The following is a 17595-nucleotide window of genomic DNA, read 5'->3' as shown; positions in this document are numbered from 1 at the left end:
CGCTACGACAAGCTCGCGGTCCGCTACGAGGCGACTGTCCTCGTAGCGGCCATCAACGAGTGGCTGTGACCAGCACATTCGATACACGCCCTAGTCCTCGCGCAGGGCGCGGACGGCCTCCTCGACGCGCTTGCCGTAGTCGGCGTCGGCGGCGTGGAAGTGGGCGAGGTTCTTCTCGATCACGTCGTCGCGGGTGACCTGCGAGAGGCCTCCGGCGATGTTCGCGACCAGGCGGTCCTTCTCGTCCTGCGACATGAGCCGGAAGAGTTCGCCCGCCTGGAAGAAGTCGTCGTCCTTGCTGTGGGCGGGCACCTCGTGCGTGCCCGTCCAGCCGTGGACCGCCAGCGGGGCGGCGAGCGCCGCGTCGGTCTGCGCCGGACCGGCGTACGAGTTGGGCTCGTAGTTCTTGTCGTGGCGCGAGCCGTTGCGGGTCGCATGGATGCCGTCGCGGCCGTAGTTGTCGACGGCGGCGGTCCGCGGGGCGTTCACCGGCAGGTGGGTGTGGTTGACGCCCAGGCGGTAGCGGTGCGCGTCCGCGTAGGCGAACAGCCGGCCCTGGAGCATCTTGTCCGGGGACGGACCGATGCCGGGCACGAAGTTGTTCGGGGAGAACGCGGCCTGCTCGACCTCGGCGAAGACGTTGTCCGGGTTCCGGTCCAGGACCAGGCGGCCGACCCGCTGGAGCGGGTAGTCGCTGTGCGGCCACACCTTGGTGAGGTCGAACGGGTTGAACCGGTAGTCCGCGGCCTCGGCGGCCGGCATCACCTGGACGTACAGCGTCCAGGACGGGTTGACGCCACGCTCGATGGCCTGGAGCAGGTCCGTCTGGTGCGAGTTGGCGTCCTTGCCGACGAGCTCGGCGGCCTGCTCGCCGGAGAGGGACCGCACACCCTGGTTCGTCTTGAAGTGGTACTTGACGAAGAAGGCCTCGCCCGCCGCGTTCGTCCACTGGTAGGTGTGCGAACCGTAGCCGTTCATGTGACGGTACGAGGCGGGGATGCCGCGGTCGCCCATCAGCCAGGTGATCTGGTGCGTCGCCTCGGGGGCGTGCGCCCAGAAGTCCCAGACGTTGTCCGGCTCCTGCTTGCCCGTGAACGGGTCGCGCTTCTGCGAGTGGATGAAGTCGGGGAACTTGATCGGGTCCTTGATGAAGAACACCGGGGTGTTGTTCCCGACCAGATCGTAATTGCCCTCGTCCGTATAGAACTTGAGGGCGAAACCGCGCGGGTCGCGGACCGCGTCCGCGCCGCCGAGCGAGTCGGCGACCGTCGAGAAGCGGATGAACGTCTCGGTGCGCTTGCCCACCGCGCCGAGGAAGTCGGCGCGGGTGAAGCCGGTGACGTCGTCGGTGACCTCGAAGTAGCCGTACGCGCCGGAGCCGCGGGCGTGGACCACGCGCTCCGGGATGCGCTCACGGTTGAAGCGGGCGAGCTTCTCCAGGAGGTGCTGGTCCTGGAGGAGGATCGGTCCACCGGCACCGGCGGTGGCGGAGTTCTGGTTGTCGGCGACCGGGGCGCCTGACTCGGTCGTGAGCACACGCTTAGCCATGTGGCGGGATGACCTTTCGTACGAGCTGCTGACGGCTTGAGGAGCGTAGATTCGCCGCGGAGTGGCGTCAACAGTTTGTTGAAAACGAAGTGTGTGGTTCCGGGCCGCGGCGGCGCCTGGGCGCGACAGGACAGGTGTCAGCGCCACCGCGACCCGGAGTTCAGGGGCCCGTCGTGCGGGCCGTGGCCCCGGGGGCGGACCGGCGTTCGAGGCCGGTCGCCCCTCGCGGGGCCGGGGGAGGGATCAGACCTGGGAGCCGGACAGCCGCTCGACCGAGCGCAGCAGCGCCGAGTGGTCCAGGCCGCCGTCGCCCTGGGCGCGCAGCGACGCGACCAGCTGGGCGACCACACCGCCGACGGGCAGGGCCGCGCCGACGTTGCGGGCGGCGTCGGTCACGATGCCCATGTCCTTGTGGTGCAGGTCGATCCGGAAGCCGGGGGCGAAGTCCCGCTTCAGGAAGTTGTCCTTCTTGCGGGTCAGCACGGTCGAACCGGCCAGACCGCCGCCCAGGACATCCAGCGCGGCGGCGAGGTCGACGCCGGACTTCTCCAGGAAGACCACGGCTTCGGCGCAGGCCTGGATGTTGACCGCGACGATCAGCTGGTTGGCGGCCTTCACCGTCTGGCCGGAACCGTGCGGGCCGCAGAGCACGATCGTCTTGCCGAGCGCCTCCAGCAGCGGCTTCGCGGCGTCGAAGTCCGCCTGCTCGCCGCCGACCATGATGGACAGGACCGCCTCGATGGCACCGGCCTCGCCGCCGGAGACCGGCGCGTCCAGGACCCGGATGCCCTTCTCCGCGGCGTTCTTGGCGAGGTCGACCGAGGTCTGCGGGGTGATGGAGGACATGTCCACCAGCAGCGCGCCGCGCTTCGCGTTCTCCAGGATGCCGTCGGGGCCGTACGCGATGGCCTCGACCTGCGGCGATGCGGGCACCATCGTGATGACGACATCCGCGTCCCCGACCGCGTCCGCGATCGAGGAGGCGCCGGTGCCGCCGGCCGCGACCAGCCGGTCGATCTTGTCCTGCTCCAGGGTGTATCCGGTGACGGAGTAACCGGCCTTGATCAGGTTCTCCGACATGGGGGAGCCCATGATGCCGAGACCGATCCACGCAACCTTGGGGAGGTTGTTGCTCATGAGGGTGCCTTCCTGAAAAACGTGTGTACGTAAGGGGGTCGGCCGCGACCGGAGGCCGGCCCGGCCCGCCCGCAGCCGGTCAGCGGGCCGCTCGGGCCGGCGCCGGGAGCCAGTCGAAGGAGTCCGCGCTCGGCCGGTCGCCCGGCTTGTACTCCAGGCCGACCCAGCCGGCGTACCCGGCGTCCTTCAGCTCGTCGAGGAGCCGCTCCAGCGGGAGCGAGCCGGTGCCCGGCGCGCCGCGGCCCGGATTGTCGGCGATCTGGACGTGGCCGGTCTTCGCGGCGTACGCGTTGATCACCTGGCTCAGGTCCTCGCCGTTCATCGAGAGGTGGTACAGGTCCAGCAGGAACTTGGCGTTCCCGAGGCCCGTCGCCGCGTTGACCTTGTCGACGACCTCGATCGCGGCCGGTGCGCTGACCAGCGGATAGAGCGGCGACTCCGGCTTGTTGAGGGTCTCGACGAGGAGGATCGCCCCGATGCGGTCGGCCGCGCGGGCGGCCGGCACCAGGTTCTCCAGGGCGAGCGCGTCCTGCACCACCGGGTCCACGCCCTCGACGCGGTTGCCGTACAGCGCGTTGAGCGCCTTGCAGCCGACCGAGGCGGCGAAGTCGGCCGCCACCTCGATGTTGGCCCGGAAGCGGTCCGACTCCGTGCCGGGCACGGAGAGCGCGCCGCGGTCGGGGCCGGGCAGCTGTCCGGCGTAGAAGTTCAGCCCCACCAACTGGGTGCCGGCGTCGTCGAGCGCCTTCTTGAGGGCGTCGAGCTCCGCCTGCGGAGGGGTGGGGGTCTCGATCCAGGGCCACCACAGCTCGACCGCCGTGAAGCCCGCCGCGGCGGCTGCCGCGGGACGCTCCAGGAGCGGGAGTTCCGTGAAGAGGATCGAAAGGTTCACATCGAAGCGCTGGTCCGGGTATCCCATGAGGATGTCGGCGCTCCTTCCGTATTGCGGAAGTTAGTTTCTGCTTAACGGAAGATTGCCCGGATGGTGGTGGGGCTGTCAAGGGGGTGCCGGAAAAATCGCCCCGGTCGGCGGGTGTACGGAAATCGGTGGCCGGGATGCCTCCCGGCATGCGAAAGCGGGGCGGGGGCCGCTGTCGACCCCCGCCCCGCCCTGCTCGTCGTACGGCATCCCCCTCGGCCGACCCTTCCCGACGCGGGCCGAGGTCTGCGTTCCGCCGCTCCCCTGGCCACCTCCGTCAGGGTCCCGCGCGCACCGGAGCGGGCCCCGCCCAGCGGTTACAGTCGTGGCCGAGCCGCGGGAGCCCGCACCCGGGCGAGGACACCATGGAGGCACAGTGCGCTTGAGGGTGGAATTCACCACCGAGCCGTTCGATCTCGACGAGGCGCCCACCCACGCGGTGGTGGCCCGCGAGGTGATCCAGGGCGCCGAGCTGGACGCCGTCGACGTCGGACCCTTCGGCAACACCGCGGAAGGGGGCGCGGACGAGGTGCTCACCGCCGTGGACGCCCTGCTGCGGCGGGCCCTGGCCTCGGGCGCCACCCGGGTCTCGCTCCAGGTGAACGTGATCGGGGGGGACGCGCAGTGACCGAATCCGTCGACCACCCCCCGGCCGCGGCCGCTCACGCTCCGGCAGTGGCAGACAGCGACCCGGCGGCAGCCGACAGCGCCCCGGCGATGGCCGATCACCCCCTCGTGTCCGCGGTGAAGCCGCTCGTCGACGCGATGGGTGCGGAGCTGCTGGGCCCCGGGCAGGCCCAGCAGGACGACGTGGTGCTCGCCTGGGAGGGGCGGGACGTCATGGCCGTACGCCTGCCCCAGCTCTCCGACTCGCTGGACCACATCCTCGCCGCGATGGAGCGACGGCACGGGATGCCGCTCGCCGACCTGGACCGCAAGGCCAAGCAGGGCGTCGTCCGGACGCTGGAGGCACGCGGTGCCTTCTCCGTACGGCACGGAGTGGAGACCGTGGCCGGAGCCCTGGGCGTCTCCAGGTTCACTGTGTACAACTATCTCAACAGGGAACATTCGGCCAAGGGGGAGTAGTTGGCCGAACGCCCGGGAAAGCCGCTGTCCGCATGCCGGGACGGCGGCTTTCTTCGTTCGCGAGATTTCAACAAAGTGTTGACGTCGTGTTGTGGAGGGCGTTAGCTATCCGCAGCCCGAACAACGCACAGCGAAAAACAGCCACGGAGGCTCCCGTGACTTCGAGCTCCACACCGGGCCTGACCCGGTTCAACACCCTGGCGGACGGCGAGGCCACCCCCGCACTGCACGAGGTGTGTGCCAGTGCGGCCTGGGGAGACACCATCCTCGCCGGGCGTCCGTACGCCACCGAAGAAGCCCTGCTCTCCGCGAGCGACGCCGCCATGGCGAAGCTCACCGCGGAGGATCTGGCCGAAGCGATGGCAGGCCACCCGCCGATCGGCCGCCCGAAGCCCGGCGACCCGACCTCCTCCCGCGAGCAGCGGGGGATGGCCGGCGCCTCCGAGGAGCTCAAGACCGAGATGCTCGAACTGAACCTGGCCTACCAGGAGCGGTTCGGACATGTCTTCCTGATCTGCGCCACCGGCGCCACCGGTGAGCAGATGCGCGACGCGGTGAAGTCCCGGATCGGGAACTCGCCCGAGCAGGAGCAGGAGATCGTGCGCACCGAACTGGGCAAGATCAACCGCATCCGGCTGACCCGTCTCGTACGGGAGACCCTCGCAGAGGGCGCTCCCGCACAGGAATCTTGAGACCTAGGAGAGTGACGGCCTTGAGTACCGACACGACCGCATCGGTGTCCACCCACATCCTGGACACCAGCATCGGCCGCCCCGCCGCGTCCGTCGCCGTCTCGCTCGCCGCCCGCAGCGGAAGCGACGCGCCGTACGTCACGCTCGGAGCGTCCGCGACCGATGCGGACGGGCGCTGCAAGGACCTCCCGGCACTGCCGGAGGGAACAAGCCATGTGCGTCTCGAATTCGACACCGAGGCGTATTTTTCCAAGAAGCAAGCCGAGGCGCAGCAGGACGCCCCCCGCGTAAGGGACAGCGGCGCGTTCTTCCCGGAAGTGACGATCGCGTTCGCGGTCGTCCCGGGCGAGCACTATCACGTACCGCTGCTGCTCAACCCGTTCGGCTACTCCGTTTACCGAGGGAGCTAGCACCGACATGCCCACGATTCTCGGCCAGAACCAGTACGGCAAAGCAGAGAACCGCGTCGTCAAGATCACGCGGGACGGCGACACCCACCACATAAAGGACCTGAACGTCTCGGTCGCCCTCTCCGGCGACATGGACGACGTGCACTACTCCGGCTCCAACGCCAACGTCCTGCCGACCGACACCACCAAGAACACGGTGTTCGCGTTCGCCAAGGAACACGGGATCGAGTCCGCCGAGCAGTTCGGCATCCACCTCGCCCGGCACTTCGTCTCCTCGCAGGAACCGATCCACCGCGCCCGGATCCGGATCGAGGAGTACAGCTGGGAGCGCATCGCGACCTCCGACGGCAACTCGAAGTTCATCGGCGCCGACGAGGTCAAGCACTCCTTCGTCCGCAAGGGCCAGGAGACCCGCGTCTCCCAGATCACCTACGACGGTGAGAACTGGGAGGTCATCTCGGGCCTCAAGGACCTGACGGTGATGAACTCGACCAACTCCGAGTTCTGGGGCTACGTCAAGGACCGGTACACGACGCTCAAGGAGGCGTACGACCGCATCCTGGCGACGGACGTCTCGGCCCGCTGGCGCTACAACTGGACCAGCGACGAGCAGCGCATGCCGAACTGGGAGAAGTCCTACGAGCAGGCGCGCAAGCACATGCTCCACGCCTTCGCCGAGACGTACTCCCTCTCGCTCCAGCAGACCCTGTACCAAATGGGTTCGCGCATCATCAACAGCCGCAGCGAGATCGACGAGATCCGCTTCTCGCTGCCGAACAACCACCACTTCCTGGTGGACCTCGAACCGTTCGGCCTCAAGAACGACACCGCCGACGGAGCCGTCTACTTCGCGGCGGACCGTCCCTACGGTCTGATCGAGGCCACCGTGCTCCGGGACGGCGTCGAGCCGAAGATCCCGGTCGACATGACCAACCTCTGACGCGGCACTGAACCGGCCCCCGCCCGGCCACAGACGGGCGGGGGCCGGTCATCCCGGAGGGAACTCCCATGACACAGCCTGCATCGGGGCCGGCAGAAGGCCCGGCCAGAACCTCACCGGTCACCGCTGCCGACACGGCGGTTCACCCGGTCGACGAGAAGCTTCCTCCCGCGCGGCTCGTCCCCGCCGCGCTCCAGCACATCGCCGCCATGTACGCGGGCGTCGTCACCCCTCCGCTGATCATCGGGCAGGCCGTCGGCCTGGACACCGCCGGCATGACCCGGCTCATCGCGGCGAGCCTCCTGATCGCCGGACTCGCCACCGTCCTCCAGACGATCGGCCTCGGCCGCTTCGCCGGCAATCGGCTGCCGTTCGTCAACGCCGCCTCATCCGCCGGTATCGCCCCGATGCTCGCCATCGCCGAGACCAGTGCACCGGGCCATCAACTCCCCGCGATCTACGGGGCGGTGCTCGTCGCCGGAGTCTTCTGCCTGACCGTCGGACCCTTCTTCGGCAGGCTGCTGCGCTTCTTCCCGCCGCTCGTCACCGGCGTGGTCATCACCCTCATCGGCGTCACCCTCATGCCGGTCCCGGTCGCCTGGGCACAGGGCGGCGACGCCACCGCCGCCGACTTCGGCGCCATGAAGTACCTGGCGCTGGCCGCCTTCACGCTGGTCGTCATCCTGCTCATCCAGCGCTTCGGCCACGGCTTCCTCAAGCAAGTGGCCCTGCTGATGGGCATGTTCGTCGGCACGCTGGCCGCGATCCCGTTCGGACTCGCCGACTTCTCCGCGCTGAAGTCCGCACCGCTCGCCGCCCTGCCAACCCCCTTCGCCTTCGGCGCGCCGGAGTTCCACCCCGCCGCGATCCTCTCCCTCTGCATCGTCATGCTCGTCCTGATGACGGAGTCCTCGGCCGGGATGCTCGCCCTCGGCGAGATCTGCGACCGCCGCACCGACGGCCGCACGATCACCCGCGGCCTGCGCACCGACGGCATCGCCACCCTGCTGGGCCCGGTCTTCGGCGGATTCCCCACCAGCGCCTTCGCCCAGAACGTCGGCGTCGTCTCACTGACCCGCGTACGCAGCCGGTACGTCGTCGCGGCCGCCGGCGGCGCCCTGCTGGTCCTCGGCGCCTTCCCGGTGCTCGGCGCGGTCGTCTCGCTCGTCCCGATGCCCGTCCTCGGCGGCGCCGGCATCGTCCTCTTCGGCTCCATCGCGGTCAGCGGCATCCGTACGCTCTCCGAGGCGGGCCTGGACGACAGCTCCAACATCATCCTGGTCGCCGTGGCGCTCGGCGCGGGCATCATCCCGCTCGCCGCGCCCGCCTTCTACGCCGGATTCCCGGCCTGGGCGCAGACCGTCCTCGGCTCCGGGATCAGTGCGGGAGCACTGGTCGCGGTCGTGCTCAACCTGTTCTTCCACCATCTCGGCACCCACAGCCGCACCGCTGTGGCACTCAAATCCTCCTAGGGTCCTGCCGTGCCCACATCGCCACAGAGAGAAGAAGGAAGCGCCATGGCAGCTTCGGCAGACCCTCAGCGCATCATCATCGAGAACTGTTCGATCGCCACCGTCGACGCCCACGACACGGAGTACGCCTCCGGCTACATCGTCGTGGCGGACAACCGCATCGAGTCCGTCGGCGCCGGCCGGGCGCCGGAGGGCCTCACCGGAGTCGTCCGGCGCATCGACGCCACCGGGCACCTCGCGACGCCCGGCCTGGTCAACACCCACCACCACTTCTACCAGTGGATCACCCGGGGCCTGGCCACCGACCACAACCTCTTCAACTGGCTGGTCGCCCTCTACCCGACCTGGGCGCGCATCGACGAGCCGATGGCCCGCGCCGCCGCGCAGGGCTCGCTCGCCATGATGGCCCGCGGCGGCGTCACCACCGCCATGGACCACCACTATGTCTTCCCGAAGGGCTCCGGCGACCTGTCCGGCGCCATCATCGGGGCCGCCCGCGAGATGGGCGTACGGTTCACCCTCGCCCGGGGGTCCATGGACCGCAGCGAGAAGGACGGCGGCCTGCCCCCGGACTTCGCCGTCGAGACCCTGGAGGGCGCGCTCGCCGCCACCGAGGCGACGATCGACGCCCACCACGACGCCTCCTTCGACGCCATGACCCAGGTCGCCGTCGCACCCTGCTCGCCCTTCTCGGTCTCCACGGAACTGATGCGCCAGGGAGCGGAGTTGGCCCGCCGCAGAGGCGTACGACTGCACACCCACGGGTCGGAGACCGTCGAGGAGGAGCAGTTCTGCAAGGAGCTGTTCGGGATGGGCCCGACCGACTACTTCGAGTCCACCGGCTGGCTCGGCAGCGATGTGTGGATGGCGCACTGCGTCCACATGAACGACTCCGACATCGCCGCCTTCGCCCGTACGGGAACGGGCGTCGCCCACTGCCCGTCCTCCAACGCCCGTCTCGCCGCGGGAATCGCCCGGGTTCCCGACATGCTCGCCGCCGGTGTCCCGGTCGGCCTCGGCGTGGACGGCACCGCCTCCAACGAGTCCGGCGAACTGCACACCGAGCTGCGCAACGCCCTGCTCATCAACCGCCTCGGCGCCCACCGCGAGGCCGCCCTGAACGCCCGTCAGGCCCTGCGCCTCGGGACCTTCGGCGGAGCCCAGGTCCTGGGCCGCGCCGACCAGATCGGCTCCCTGGAGGCCGGCAAGCTCGCCGACCTCGTCCTGTGGAAGCTGGACACCCTGGCCCACTCCTCGATCGCCGACCCGGTGACCGCGCTCATCTTCGGCGCGGCCGCCCCGGTGACCCTCTCCCTCGTCGACGGCAAGCCGGTCGTCGAGGGCAACCACCTCACCACGGTGGACGAGGACGCCCTCGCCCGCGTCACCCGCGACGAGGCCCGCCGCCTCGCGCAGATCGCCGCCGGAGCCTAAGCGCCCGCCTCCTTCGGAGGTATCCCCGACCGGCCGGTCGAGGGGGACGGCCCGAGACCGGCCGCCGTGGACCCGAGCGGGGTCCACGGCAGCCGGTCCGGCGGACGCGCACCCCATGGTGCGCGCCCGCCGGACCGGTGAAGAACGCTGCCCGCACCCACCCCCGGTGCGAGCCCCCGCCCCCCTCCGCACGACCTGCACGACCTGCACGACCTGCACGACCTGCACGACCTGCACGACCCGAGAGAGCCGCACCACCTGTACGACCCGCACCACCTGAGAGAGCCGCACCACCGCACCACTTACGCATCACCTCCCTGAACCCCACGTCGCCGACGACGTGTAACCGACCGGAGGAACCGCCGTGGCCGCTGAGCCCAGGTTTCGCACAGACGCAGATGCAGCCGCCCCCGACGCGACGGCCGGTGCCGCCGCGGAAGCGGGAGCCGACCGGAAACACCCGGTCGACGAAACCCTCCCCCCATGGAAGATGTTCACCAGCGGCCTCCAGCACGTGGCCGCCATGTACGCGGGCGTGGTGGCCCCGCCGCTCATCGTGGGGCCGGCCGTCGGCCTCACCGCCAAGGAGACCGCCTTCCTGATGGGGGCGAGCCTGTTCACCGCGGGGATAGCCACCCTGCTCCAGACCATCGGGTTCTGGCGCGTGGGCGCCCGGCTGCCCTTCGTGAACGGCGTCTCGTTCGCCGGTGTGGCCCCGATGATCGCGATAGGCAAGGACCGGGGGCACGACGGGATAGCCGTCATATTCGGCGCGATCATCGTCGCGAGTCTGCTCGGCTTCGTCGCCGCCCCGTACTTCGGCAAACTGGTCCGCTTCTTCCCGCCCGTCGTCACCGGCACCGTGATCACCCTGATCGGAGTGTCGCTTCTCCCGGTCGCCTTCAACTGGTCCCAGGGCGGCAACGCCACGGCCGACGACTACGGTTCGATGACCAACATCACCATGGCCGCCGTGACCCTGGTGATCGTTCTGGCCCTGCGCAAGCTGCTGCGCGGCTTCCTCCAGCAGATCGCGATCCTGCTCGGTCTGGTCATCGGCACCCTGATCGCGATCCCGGCGGGCATCACCGACTTCGGCGCCATCACGGACGCCGACGTGGTCGGCTTCCCGACGCCGTTCGCCTTCGGCGCCCCGCAGTTCGAGATCGCCGCGATCATCTCCATGTGCATCGTGATGCTGGTCTGCATGACCGAGTCCACCGCGGACATGCTGGCCCTCGGCAAGATCGTCGGCCGCCCGGCCGACGAGAAGATCATCGAGGGCGGTCTGCGCGCCGACACCCTCGGCAGTGCCATCAGCCCGCTCTTCAACGGGTTCATGTGCAGCGCCTTCGCCCAGAACGTCGGCCTCGTCGCCATGACCAAGATCCGCAGCCGCTTCGTCGTCGCGGTGGGCGGCGCGATCCTGATCGTCCTCGGCCTGGTCCCGGTCGCCGCCTCGGTCATCGCGCTCGTACCGCTGCCGGTGCTCGGCGGCGCGGGCATCGTCCTGTTCGGCACGGTCGCGGCCAGCGGCATCCAGACCCTGGCCACGGCCGCCCTGGAGAAGGGCGAGAACGCCCTGATCGTCGCGGCGGCCGTCGGCATCGGCCTGATCCCGATCGCCGCGCCGCGGTTCTACCACGCCTTCCCCGAGGACCTGCTGGTCGTCCTCGACTCGGGCATCTCCACCGGCTGCGTGGTGGCGATCGTGCTGAACCTCGCCTTCAACCACTTCGGCCGCAAGCCCGACATGGCGGACGAGGAACCGGCGAACGGCGAGCAGCTGGTGCCGGCCGCCGCCGGGACCGGCGTCCACTGACCCGTACGGTTCCGCGACCGGAACCGGCGAGGGCCCCGCGCGGTGCGGGGCCCTCGGGGCGTGCCGCGATCCGCCTCCCGACCTCCCGGGCACGCCCTGGCCGATCCGGTGGGCGTCCCCGTACGCCTTCCACGCCCGGCATGGCCCGGCCCGGCCCGCCGGACCGGGCCCCTGGAGCCGGCCGGTACCCGTCGGCTGTAGCGTCAGGGGCATGGAAGATCAGTCTGTTGTGGATGTCGGCGATGTGCGCCTCGCGTACCGGACCTGGGGCGATGCGTTCGGCTCGCCCGTCGTGCTGCTGCACGGCCTCGGCGGTTCGGCCGCGAACTGGGAGGCGGCCGGCACCCTGCTGGGCCAGGAATGGCGGGTCTTCGCCCTGGACCTGCGCGGCCACGGCGAGAGCGACTGGCCCGACGACTACGGCCTGGACCTGATGGTCGAGGACGTCGTGGGCTTCCTCGACGAACTGGAACTGGACCGGGTCGGGCTCGTCGGCCACGGCATGGGCGGAGTCGTCGCCCGGCTGCTGGCGCAGGAGCACTCCGACCGGGTGGAGCGGCTGGTGCTGGTGGAGACCCCGGCGCCGTTCCCCGGCGACCCGGGTCCGGCGGGGCGCGCCGAGGGCCCGGTGGACTACGACGAGAACGCGGTGCCCGCCGTACGGGACCAGCTCGCCGACCCCGGCCCGGACGCGGACGAGGGCCTCGGCGACATCGTCTCCCCGACGCTGATCATCAGCGGGGGGCCGGAGAGCGCGATGGAACAGCACCGCCAGGCCGACGTGGCCTCGCTGATCCCGGACTGCCGGCTCATCACGGTCCCCGGCGGCCACCGGATGCACGAGACCCGGGCGGACCAGGTGGCCGCGCACATCACGGAGTTCTTCACCAGCTGAGCCGCTGCCCCCGCGACCCCGGCGGGCCGCCACCGCCCCAGCCGCTCTCAGGCGCCCGGCCGCCGGTGCTCTCAGGCGTTCGGCCGCCAGTCCGGGCGGCGGCCGCTGAGGCCGATCACCCGGTCCAGCAGCGGGGCGCCGTCCGGCACCGGGACGGGCGGCCCGAAGAGGCTGTCGCCGCCCGGCCTGGCCTCGTCCGGGGAAAGCAGGGCCTCGCAGCACCGCAGTTCCGCCTCCCCGGCCGCGTACGGCTGACCCGTCGACCGGGCCAGGTCCCAGCCGTGGATGACGAGTTCGTCGAGCGCGACGACCCCGGCCACCTCGCCGGGCAGCTCCACTCCGCCGGCCCGGGTCATGCCGGTCCAGGCGGCGGGCGAGCGCCAGGCCGCCGCCACCTCCTCCAGCTGCCGGGGCAGCACCTCACGCCAGTCGTCGGCGAGGACGGGGAGGGCGGCGTCCGGGGAGACGGCGGTGCTCGCCCCGAGATCCTTGCGGGCGGCGTCGCGGAAGGCGGCGGTCAGATGGGTGAGATGGCCGAGCAGTTCCCGTACGGCGTAGTCGGGGCAGGGGGTGGGGCCGTCCAGCCGGCCGTCGTCGACCGGACCGAGCAGTCCGGCGATCCGCCGGGCGGCCGGCCGCAGATCGGGAAGGGCAGCGGCATCCGACGCGGGGTTCTCCTGTGTGTTCATGCAGGGAAGACCCGTCCGCCACCGAAAACTCATCGGCCGCCGGACCGACGGGACTCCTCCTCCCGCCCGTACCGCCCGGACCTCGTGGCTTCCGGACCGCCGGACCGCCGGGGCTCCCAGGCCTGCCCGTACCGCCCGGACCGCGCGTGGCTTCCGGACCGCCCGGACCGCTGACGGGCGGCGCAACCGGCATATAGCGGAAGGTTCCCGGCCGGACTCTTGTCGGACGCCCCCACGCCATGTCATACAGGTCTGGACCATTGCTGTCCGGATGGAAGGCACCCCCGTGCAACGCCCCCACATATCTGCCGCGTTGGCCTGTTCCGCCGCTCTGCTCCTCGCCCCCCTCACCGCCTGCGGCGGCACCGCCGAAGCCGATACGCAGCCCCCCAGCACCCCCCGGGGCGTGACCGCCCAGGCCAGCAGCTCCACCTCGGTGCACGTCATGTGGGACCCCGCATCCGACAACAAGGCGATCGCCGGATACGAGGTCTACCGGGAGAAGACCAAGGTCAGATCCGTTCCGGCGACGAAGCACATGATCGACGTCGACGGGCTGACGGCGTCGACGGACTACACCTTCACGGTCCGGTCCAAGGACGCCGCCGGAAACCTCTCCGCGCCCAGCACCGTCGTCCCCGTCACCACGCGGGCCACCCCGCCCGAGGACAACGAGCCCCCCACCGCCCCCGCGAAGCTGACCGGAACCACCGAGGGCGGCCGCGCCGCCACCCTGACCTGGCAGACGGCCGAGGACGACGTCGGCGTCACCTCGTACGACATCTACCAGGAGGACTCCCGGATCCACAGCGTGCCGGGCACCGCGACCACGGCGAAGGTGACGGGCCTGCGTCCCGGGACCGTCTACACCTTCACCGTCCGGGCCCGGGACGCCTCCGACAAGTCCTCGCCCGACAGCAACGCCGTCGACCTCACCACCGCCCCGTCCGCCGGCGCGCCCGCGAGCACCGCCCCCACCGGGCTGCGGACCGAGGTCGGCAAGGAGGGCGCCGAGTTCATCCTCGACCTGTCCTGGGACCAGCCCGGGACGGGCGGAGTCGTGCCCGCCTACGAGCTCCATCTGAACGGCAGGCTGACCACCACCATCGTCTGGGGCGGCACGCCTCCCAAGGGCCGCGCCACGTACCGGCTGAACCTCTCGGACCCGGCGGGCACCCGCTATTCGGTGAAGCTCAGGGCCAAGCTCCCGGACGGCAAATGGGGCGACTTCTCGGCCCAGCGGACGGTCGTCCTGACGGACTGACGCCGCTCGGGCGTGTCCTCGGGCCGCCGCCTGCCAGGCGTGCGGCGACCCGCCCCTCATGGTCCATTGATCCCAGAACCTCGCGGCAGCACCCCACGAGCCCCACCGGCTCCACGGGCAGGGCGCGAGGACATGAGTACACGAGGTCACGAGGATTCCGAGGGGCTGAACGATGGACCTGAGCACACGGGCCGACGCGCTGATGGGCGGACTGGTCGCCGACCTGGAACGGCTGACGGCCATCCCGTCCGTCGCCTTCCCCGGCCACCCGCCCGAGCCCGTCCGGCAGGCCCACGACCTCCTCGTGGACCTGCTGCGCGGCGCCGGCGTGGAACGCGTGGAGCGGCTGGACCTTCCGGGCACCGCGCCGATCATCGTCGCGGAGGTCCCGCCCCCGGCTCCCGGCGCGCCGACCGTCCTGCTCTACGGCCACTACGACGTACAGCCGGCCGGCGACGAGGCCCTGTGGCTCTCACCGCCCTTCGAGCCGACCCCCGTCGAGGGCGGGCTGCGGGCCCGGGGCATCGCCGACGACAAGTCGAACATCATCGTCCACCTGGGGGTGCTCCGCGCCTACGAGGGGCGCCCGCCGGTCGGGCTGAAGATCGTCCTGGAGGGCCAGGAGGAGTACGGGAGCGCCTTCGACGACTACCCGCCCACCGACCCGGAGCGCTTCGCCTGCGATGCCATGGTCATCGCGGACATGGGCAATATCCGCCCCGGCAGCCCCACCCTCACCACGGGGCTGCGCGGCGCGTCGGAGGTCGTCGTCGAGGTCCGCACCCTCGACGAACCCCGGCACAGCGGCGAATTCGGCGGCGCGGCCCCCGACGCCCTGCTCGCCCTCCTCAAGGCCCTGGCCACCCTGCACGACGTCCACGGCGATGTGGCGGTCGAGGGACTGCGCCGCGACGCGTGGACCGGCACCACCTACACGGAGGAGGAGTTCCGCTCCCTCGCCGGGGTCCAGCAGGGCATGCCCCTCATCGGCTCCGGGAGCCTGGGCGAGCGCCTGTGGAGCGGCCCGGCGATCACCGTCATCGGCGTCGACGCCCCGAGCGTGGAGAACGCGGCCTCCGCCGTCGTCCCGTACGCCCGCGCCAAGCTGAACCTGCGCTTCCACCCCGAGCAGGACCCGAAGGAGGCGCGGGACCTGCTCGTCACCCATCTGGAGTCCCTGCGCCCGTTCGGAATCCCGCTCACCGTCACCCCGGGCGACACGGGCCCCGGATTCGAACCCGCGACCGACGGCCCGGCCTACCGCGCCGCCCGTACCGCACTCCGGGAGGGCTGGGGCAGCGAACCGTCCTTCGTCGCGAGCGGCGGCTCGATCCCCCTGGTCAACGGCCTGGCGAAGGCGGTTCCGAACGCCGAGGTCCTCCTCTTCGGCGCGCAGGACGGCCTGTGCAACCTGCACGCCCCGAACGAGCGCGTCCTCTTCTCGGAGCTGCGGTCGGCGGTGATCGCGGAGGCCGCGTTCCTGAGGGAGTACGCGCAGACGTACGGCGACACCACGAAGCGCGCCGACACCGCGGAGGGCGCGGCATGAGCAGCGCGGCGGACACGAAACTCGCACCGGAGGAAGAACCCCCGGCCGGGAAGAAGTTCACCTTCCCCAGCGCCCTCACGATCCTCGCGGTCGTCACGCTGGCGGTCTGGGCGCTGGCCTTCCTGATTCCGCCCGGGGCCTACGACCGCAATGAGGAAGGGGCCCCGGTCCAGGGCACGTACCACCGGGTCGACTCCGACCAGAGCTTCGTCGACCGTCTCAACGACCTCTTCCTCTCCCCGGTCAACGGACTCTATGGCGTCCAGGACGTGAGGACGGGCGAGGTCGGCCCGGATCTGGCCGGCGAACTGTACGGCAGCGCGGGCGTGTTCCTCTTCGTGCTGGCCATCGGCGCGTTCATCACGGTGGTGTTCGCCACCGGCGCCCTGGACCGGGGCATCGGCCGCCTGGCGCACCGGCTGCGCGACCGGGGCGCGCTGCTGATCGCCGGGGTGATGCTGGTCTTCGCGCTGCTCGGCACCGTCGAGGGCTTCGCGGAGGAGACCCTCGGCTTCTACGGCCTGATCATCCCGCTGATGCTGGCCCTCGGCTACGACCGCATGGTGGCCACCGGCACGATCATCCTGGGCGCGGGCGTCGGGGTGCTCTGCTCGACGGTCAACCCCTTCGCCACCGGGGTGGCCTCGTCCGCCGCGGACATCTCGCTCGGCGACGGCATCGTGCTGCGCGCGGTCATGTGGGTGGTCCTGACGGCGGTGACGATCGCCTACGTCATCCGGTACGCGGGCCGCGTCCGCAAGAACCCCGACCGCTCGCTCTCCGGCTTCCTCCCCGGCGACCGCGAGCACAACGCGGCGGACGCGGAGGAACCCCCGGAGCTGACCGGGCTCCACCGGACGATCCTCATCCTGGTCGCCCTGGTCTTCAGCTTCATGATCTTCTCGGTCGTCCCCTGGTCCAGCGCCCTCACGGGTGACGCCGACGCCACCCCGTACGGATTCGAACTCGGCTGGTCCTTCCCCCATCTGGCCGCCCTGTTCCTGGTCGCGGCGGTCCTGGTGGGCGTCGTCGCCCGGTTCGGCGAGCAGAAGCTCAGCGCGACGATCATCCAGGGCGCGGCCGACTTCATCTCCCCGGCCCTGGTCATCGTCCTGGCCCGCGGCGTCACGGTCATCATGAACAACTCGCAGATCACCGACACCGTGCTGCACTCGATCGAGGGCGTGGTCTCGGGCACCTCGTCGGCGGTCTTCGCGGTCTTCGTCTTCATCGTCAACCTGCCCCTCGCCTTCCTCATCCCCTCCACCTCCGGCCACGCCACCCTGGCGATGCCGATCCTGGCCCCTCTCGCCGACTTCGCGGGTGTCTCCCGCGCGGTGGTCGTCACGGCGTGGCAGGCGGCGAGCGGCTGGATGAACCTCTGGGTCCCGACGACGGCGGTCACCATCGGCGGGGTGGCCCTGGCGAAGATCGGCTACGACAAGTACCTGCGGTTCGTCTGGCCGTTGCTGGCGATCCTGTTCGCCCTGATCTGCGGGTTCGTGGCGCTGGGGGCGGTGTGGACGTGAGGGGAGGCCCGCCGGGTCTCCGGCCCGTGCCCGAGCCGCTCCCGCCGCCCGCGGGGCGGGAAACGCCGGGCGGAGCTTCCGGCACCGCCCCACGCGGAGCATCACAGGACGACCTCTAGGGCGTGTATCGGAAGTGGATCTTGAGGTGGGATGATCTTGTGTTGTGGCACGTGGAGATCTGACGGATACGCAGTGGGCTCGCCTGAAGC

General features: G+C 70.8%; 16 protein-coding genes. 12 read left to right on the top strand and 4 right to left on the bottom strand.

The genetic code is table 11. The features are described from left to right. Positions 1-90 precede the first annotated feature (90 nt). The 3 genes from ACGF2Y_RS35945 to ACGF2Y_RS35935 all read right to left on the bottom strand — a co-directional run bounded on the left by ACGF2Y_RS35945 (position 91) and on the right by ACGF2Y_RS35935 (position 3604). The gene (locus ACGF2Y_RS35945; protein WP_392956144.1) at positions 91-1548 is read right to left on the bottom strand and encodes a catalase; all 1458 of its coding nucleotides are present in this window, start codon (positions 1546-1548) and stop codon (positions 91-93) included. 243 nt (positions 1549-1791) lie between these two features. Further along, positions 1792-2685: a 2-hydroxy-3-oxopropionate reductase gene (locus tag ACGF2Y_RS35940; RefSeq protein WP_392956142.1), complete on the bottom strand. Its 894-nt coding sequence runs from the start codon at positions 2683-2685 to the stop codon at positions 1792-1794. 79 nt (positions 2686-2764) lie between these two features. Then, positions 2765-3604 (bottom strand): TIM barrel protein, encoded by an 840-nt coding sequence (locus ACGF2Y_RS35935; protein ID WP_392956140.1) that lies wholly within the window; start codon positions 3602-3604, stop codon positions 2765-2767. A gap of 376 nt (positions 3605-3980) precedes the next feature. Here ACGF2Y_RS35935 and ACGF2Y_RS35930 point away from each other — a divergent pair, with 376 nt between their 5' ends. The 9 genes from ACGF2Y_RS35930 (at position 3981) to ACGF2Y_RS35890 (ending at position 12355) form a co-directional block, all read left to right on the top strand. Next, positions 3981-4232, top strand: coding sequence for a hypothetical protein (locus tag ACGF2Y_RS35930; RefSeq protein WP_392956138.1), 252 nt, complete (start codon positions 3981-3983; stop codon positions 4230-4232). 89 nt (positions 4233-4321) lie between these two features. Next, on the top strand, positions 4322-4690 hold the full coding sequence (locus ACGF2Y_RS35925; RefSeq protein WP_392956146.1) for a helix-turn-helix domain-containing protein: 369 nt from the start codon (positions 4322-4324) through the stop codon (positions 4688-4690). Between the two features lie 155 nt (positions 4691-4845). After that, a complete protein-coding gene (gene uraD, locus ACGF2Y_RS35920) occupies positions 4846-5382 on the top strand; it encodes a 2-oxo-4-hydroxy-4-carboxy-5-ureidoimidazoline decarboxylase (protein WP_392956137.1) in 537 nt (178 codons plus the stop codon). A 20-nt stretch (positions 5383-5402) separates the two neighbouring features. Continuing rightward, entirely contained in the window at positions 5403-5792 is a 390-nt protein-coding gene (gene uraH / locus ACGF2Y_RS35915; RefSeq protein ID WP_030585280.1) for a hydroxyisourate hydrolase, read from the top strand. Between the two features lie 7 nt (positions 5793-5799). After that, entirely contained in the window at positions 5800-6732 is a 933-nt protein-coding gene (gene pucL / locus ACGF2Y_RS35910) for a factor-independent urate hydroxylase (RefSeq protein ID WP_392956135.1), read from the top strand. A gap of 68 nt (positions 6733-6800) precedes the next feature. Beyond that, positions 6801-8204: a nucleobase:cation symporter-2 family protein gene (locus tag ACGF2Y_RS35905; RefSeq protein ID WP_392956133.1), complete on the top strand. Its 1404-nt coding sequence runs from the start codon at positions 6801-6803 to the stop codon at positions 8202-8204. Between the two features lie 45 nt (positions 8205-8249). Beyond that, positions 8250-9638 (top strand): 8-oxoguanine deaminase, encoded by a 1389-nt coding sequence (locus ACGF2Y_RS35900; RefSeq protein WP_392956130.1) that lies wholly within the window; start codon positions 8250-8252, stop codon positions 9636-9638. 364 nt (positions 9639-10002) lie between these two features. Next, positions 10003-11460, top strand: coding sequence for a nucleobase:cation symporter-2 family protein (locus ACGF2Y_RS35895; protein WP_392956127.1), 1458 nt, complete (start codon positions 10003-10005; stop codon positions 11458-11460). Between the two features lie 211 nt (positions 11461-11671). Further along, positions 11672-12355, top strand: coding sequence for an alpha/beta fold hydrolase (locus ACGF2Y_RS35890; RefSeq protein ID WP_392956125.1), 684 nt, complete (start codon positions 11672-11674; stop codon positions 12353-12355). Positions 12356-12426: 71 nt separating this feature from the next. Here ACGF2Y_RS35890 and ACGF2Y_RS35885 read toward each other — a convergent pair whose 3' ends face one another. Continuing rightward, positions 12427-13044 (bottom strand): TIGR03086 family metal-binding protein, encoded by a 618-nt coding sequence (locus ACGF2Y_RS35885; protein ID WP_392956124.1) that lies wholly within the window; start codon positions 13042-13044, stop codon positions 12427-12429. A 271-nt stretch (positions 13045-13315) separates the two neighbouring features. Here ACGF2Y_RS35885 and ACGF2Y_RS35880 point away from each other — a divergent pair, with 271 nt between their 5' ends. The 3 genes from ACGF2Y_RS35880 (at position 13316) to ACGF2Y_RS35870 (ending at position 17386) form a co-directional block, all read left to right on the top strand. Further along, on the top strand, positions 13316-14308 hold the full coding sequence (locus ACGF2Y_RS35880; RefSeq protein WP_392956121.1) for a fibronectin type III domain-containing protein: 993 nt from the start codon (positions 13316-13318) through the stop codon (positions 14306-14308). Positions 14309-14480: 172 nt separating this feature from the next. Further along, entirely contained in the window at positions 14481-15857 is a 1377-nt protein-coding gene (locus ACGF2Y_RS35875; protein ID WP_392956119.1) for a M20/M25/M40 family metallo-hydrolase, read from the top strand. After that, the gene (locus ACGF2Y_RS35870; RefSeq protein WP_392956117.1) at positions 15854-17386 is read left to right on the top strand and encodes a YfcC family protein; all 1533 of its coding nucleotides are present in this window, start codon (positions 15854-15856) and stop codon (positions 17384-17386) included. Before ACGF2Y_RS35875 ends, ACGF2Y_RS35870 begins: the two co-directional genes overlap by 4 nt. Positions 17387-17595: the final 209 nt, after the last annotated feature.

The organism is Streptomyces sp. NPDC048142 (assembly GCF_043202835.1).
Classification (GTDB): domain Bacteria; phylum Actinomycetota; class Actinomycetes; order Streptomycetales; family Streptomycetaceae; genus Streptomyces.
This window is presented reverse-complemented; position numbering and strand designations above follow the sequence as displayed.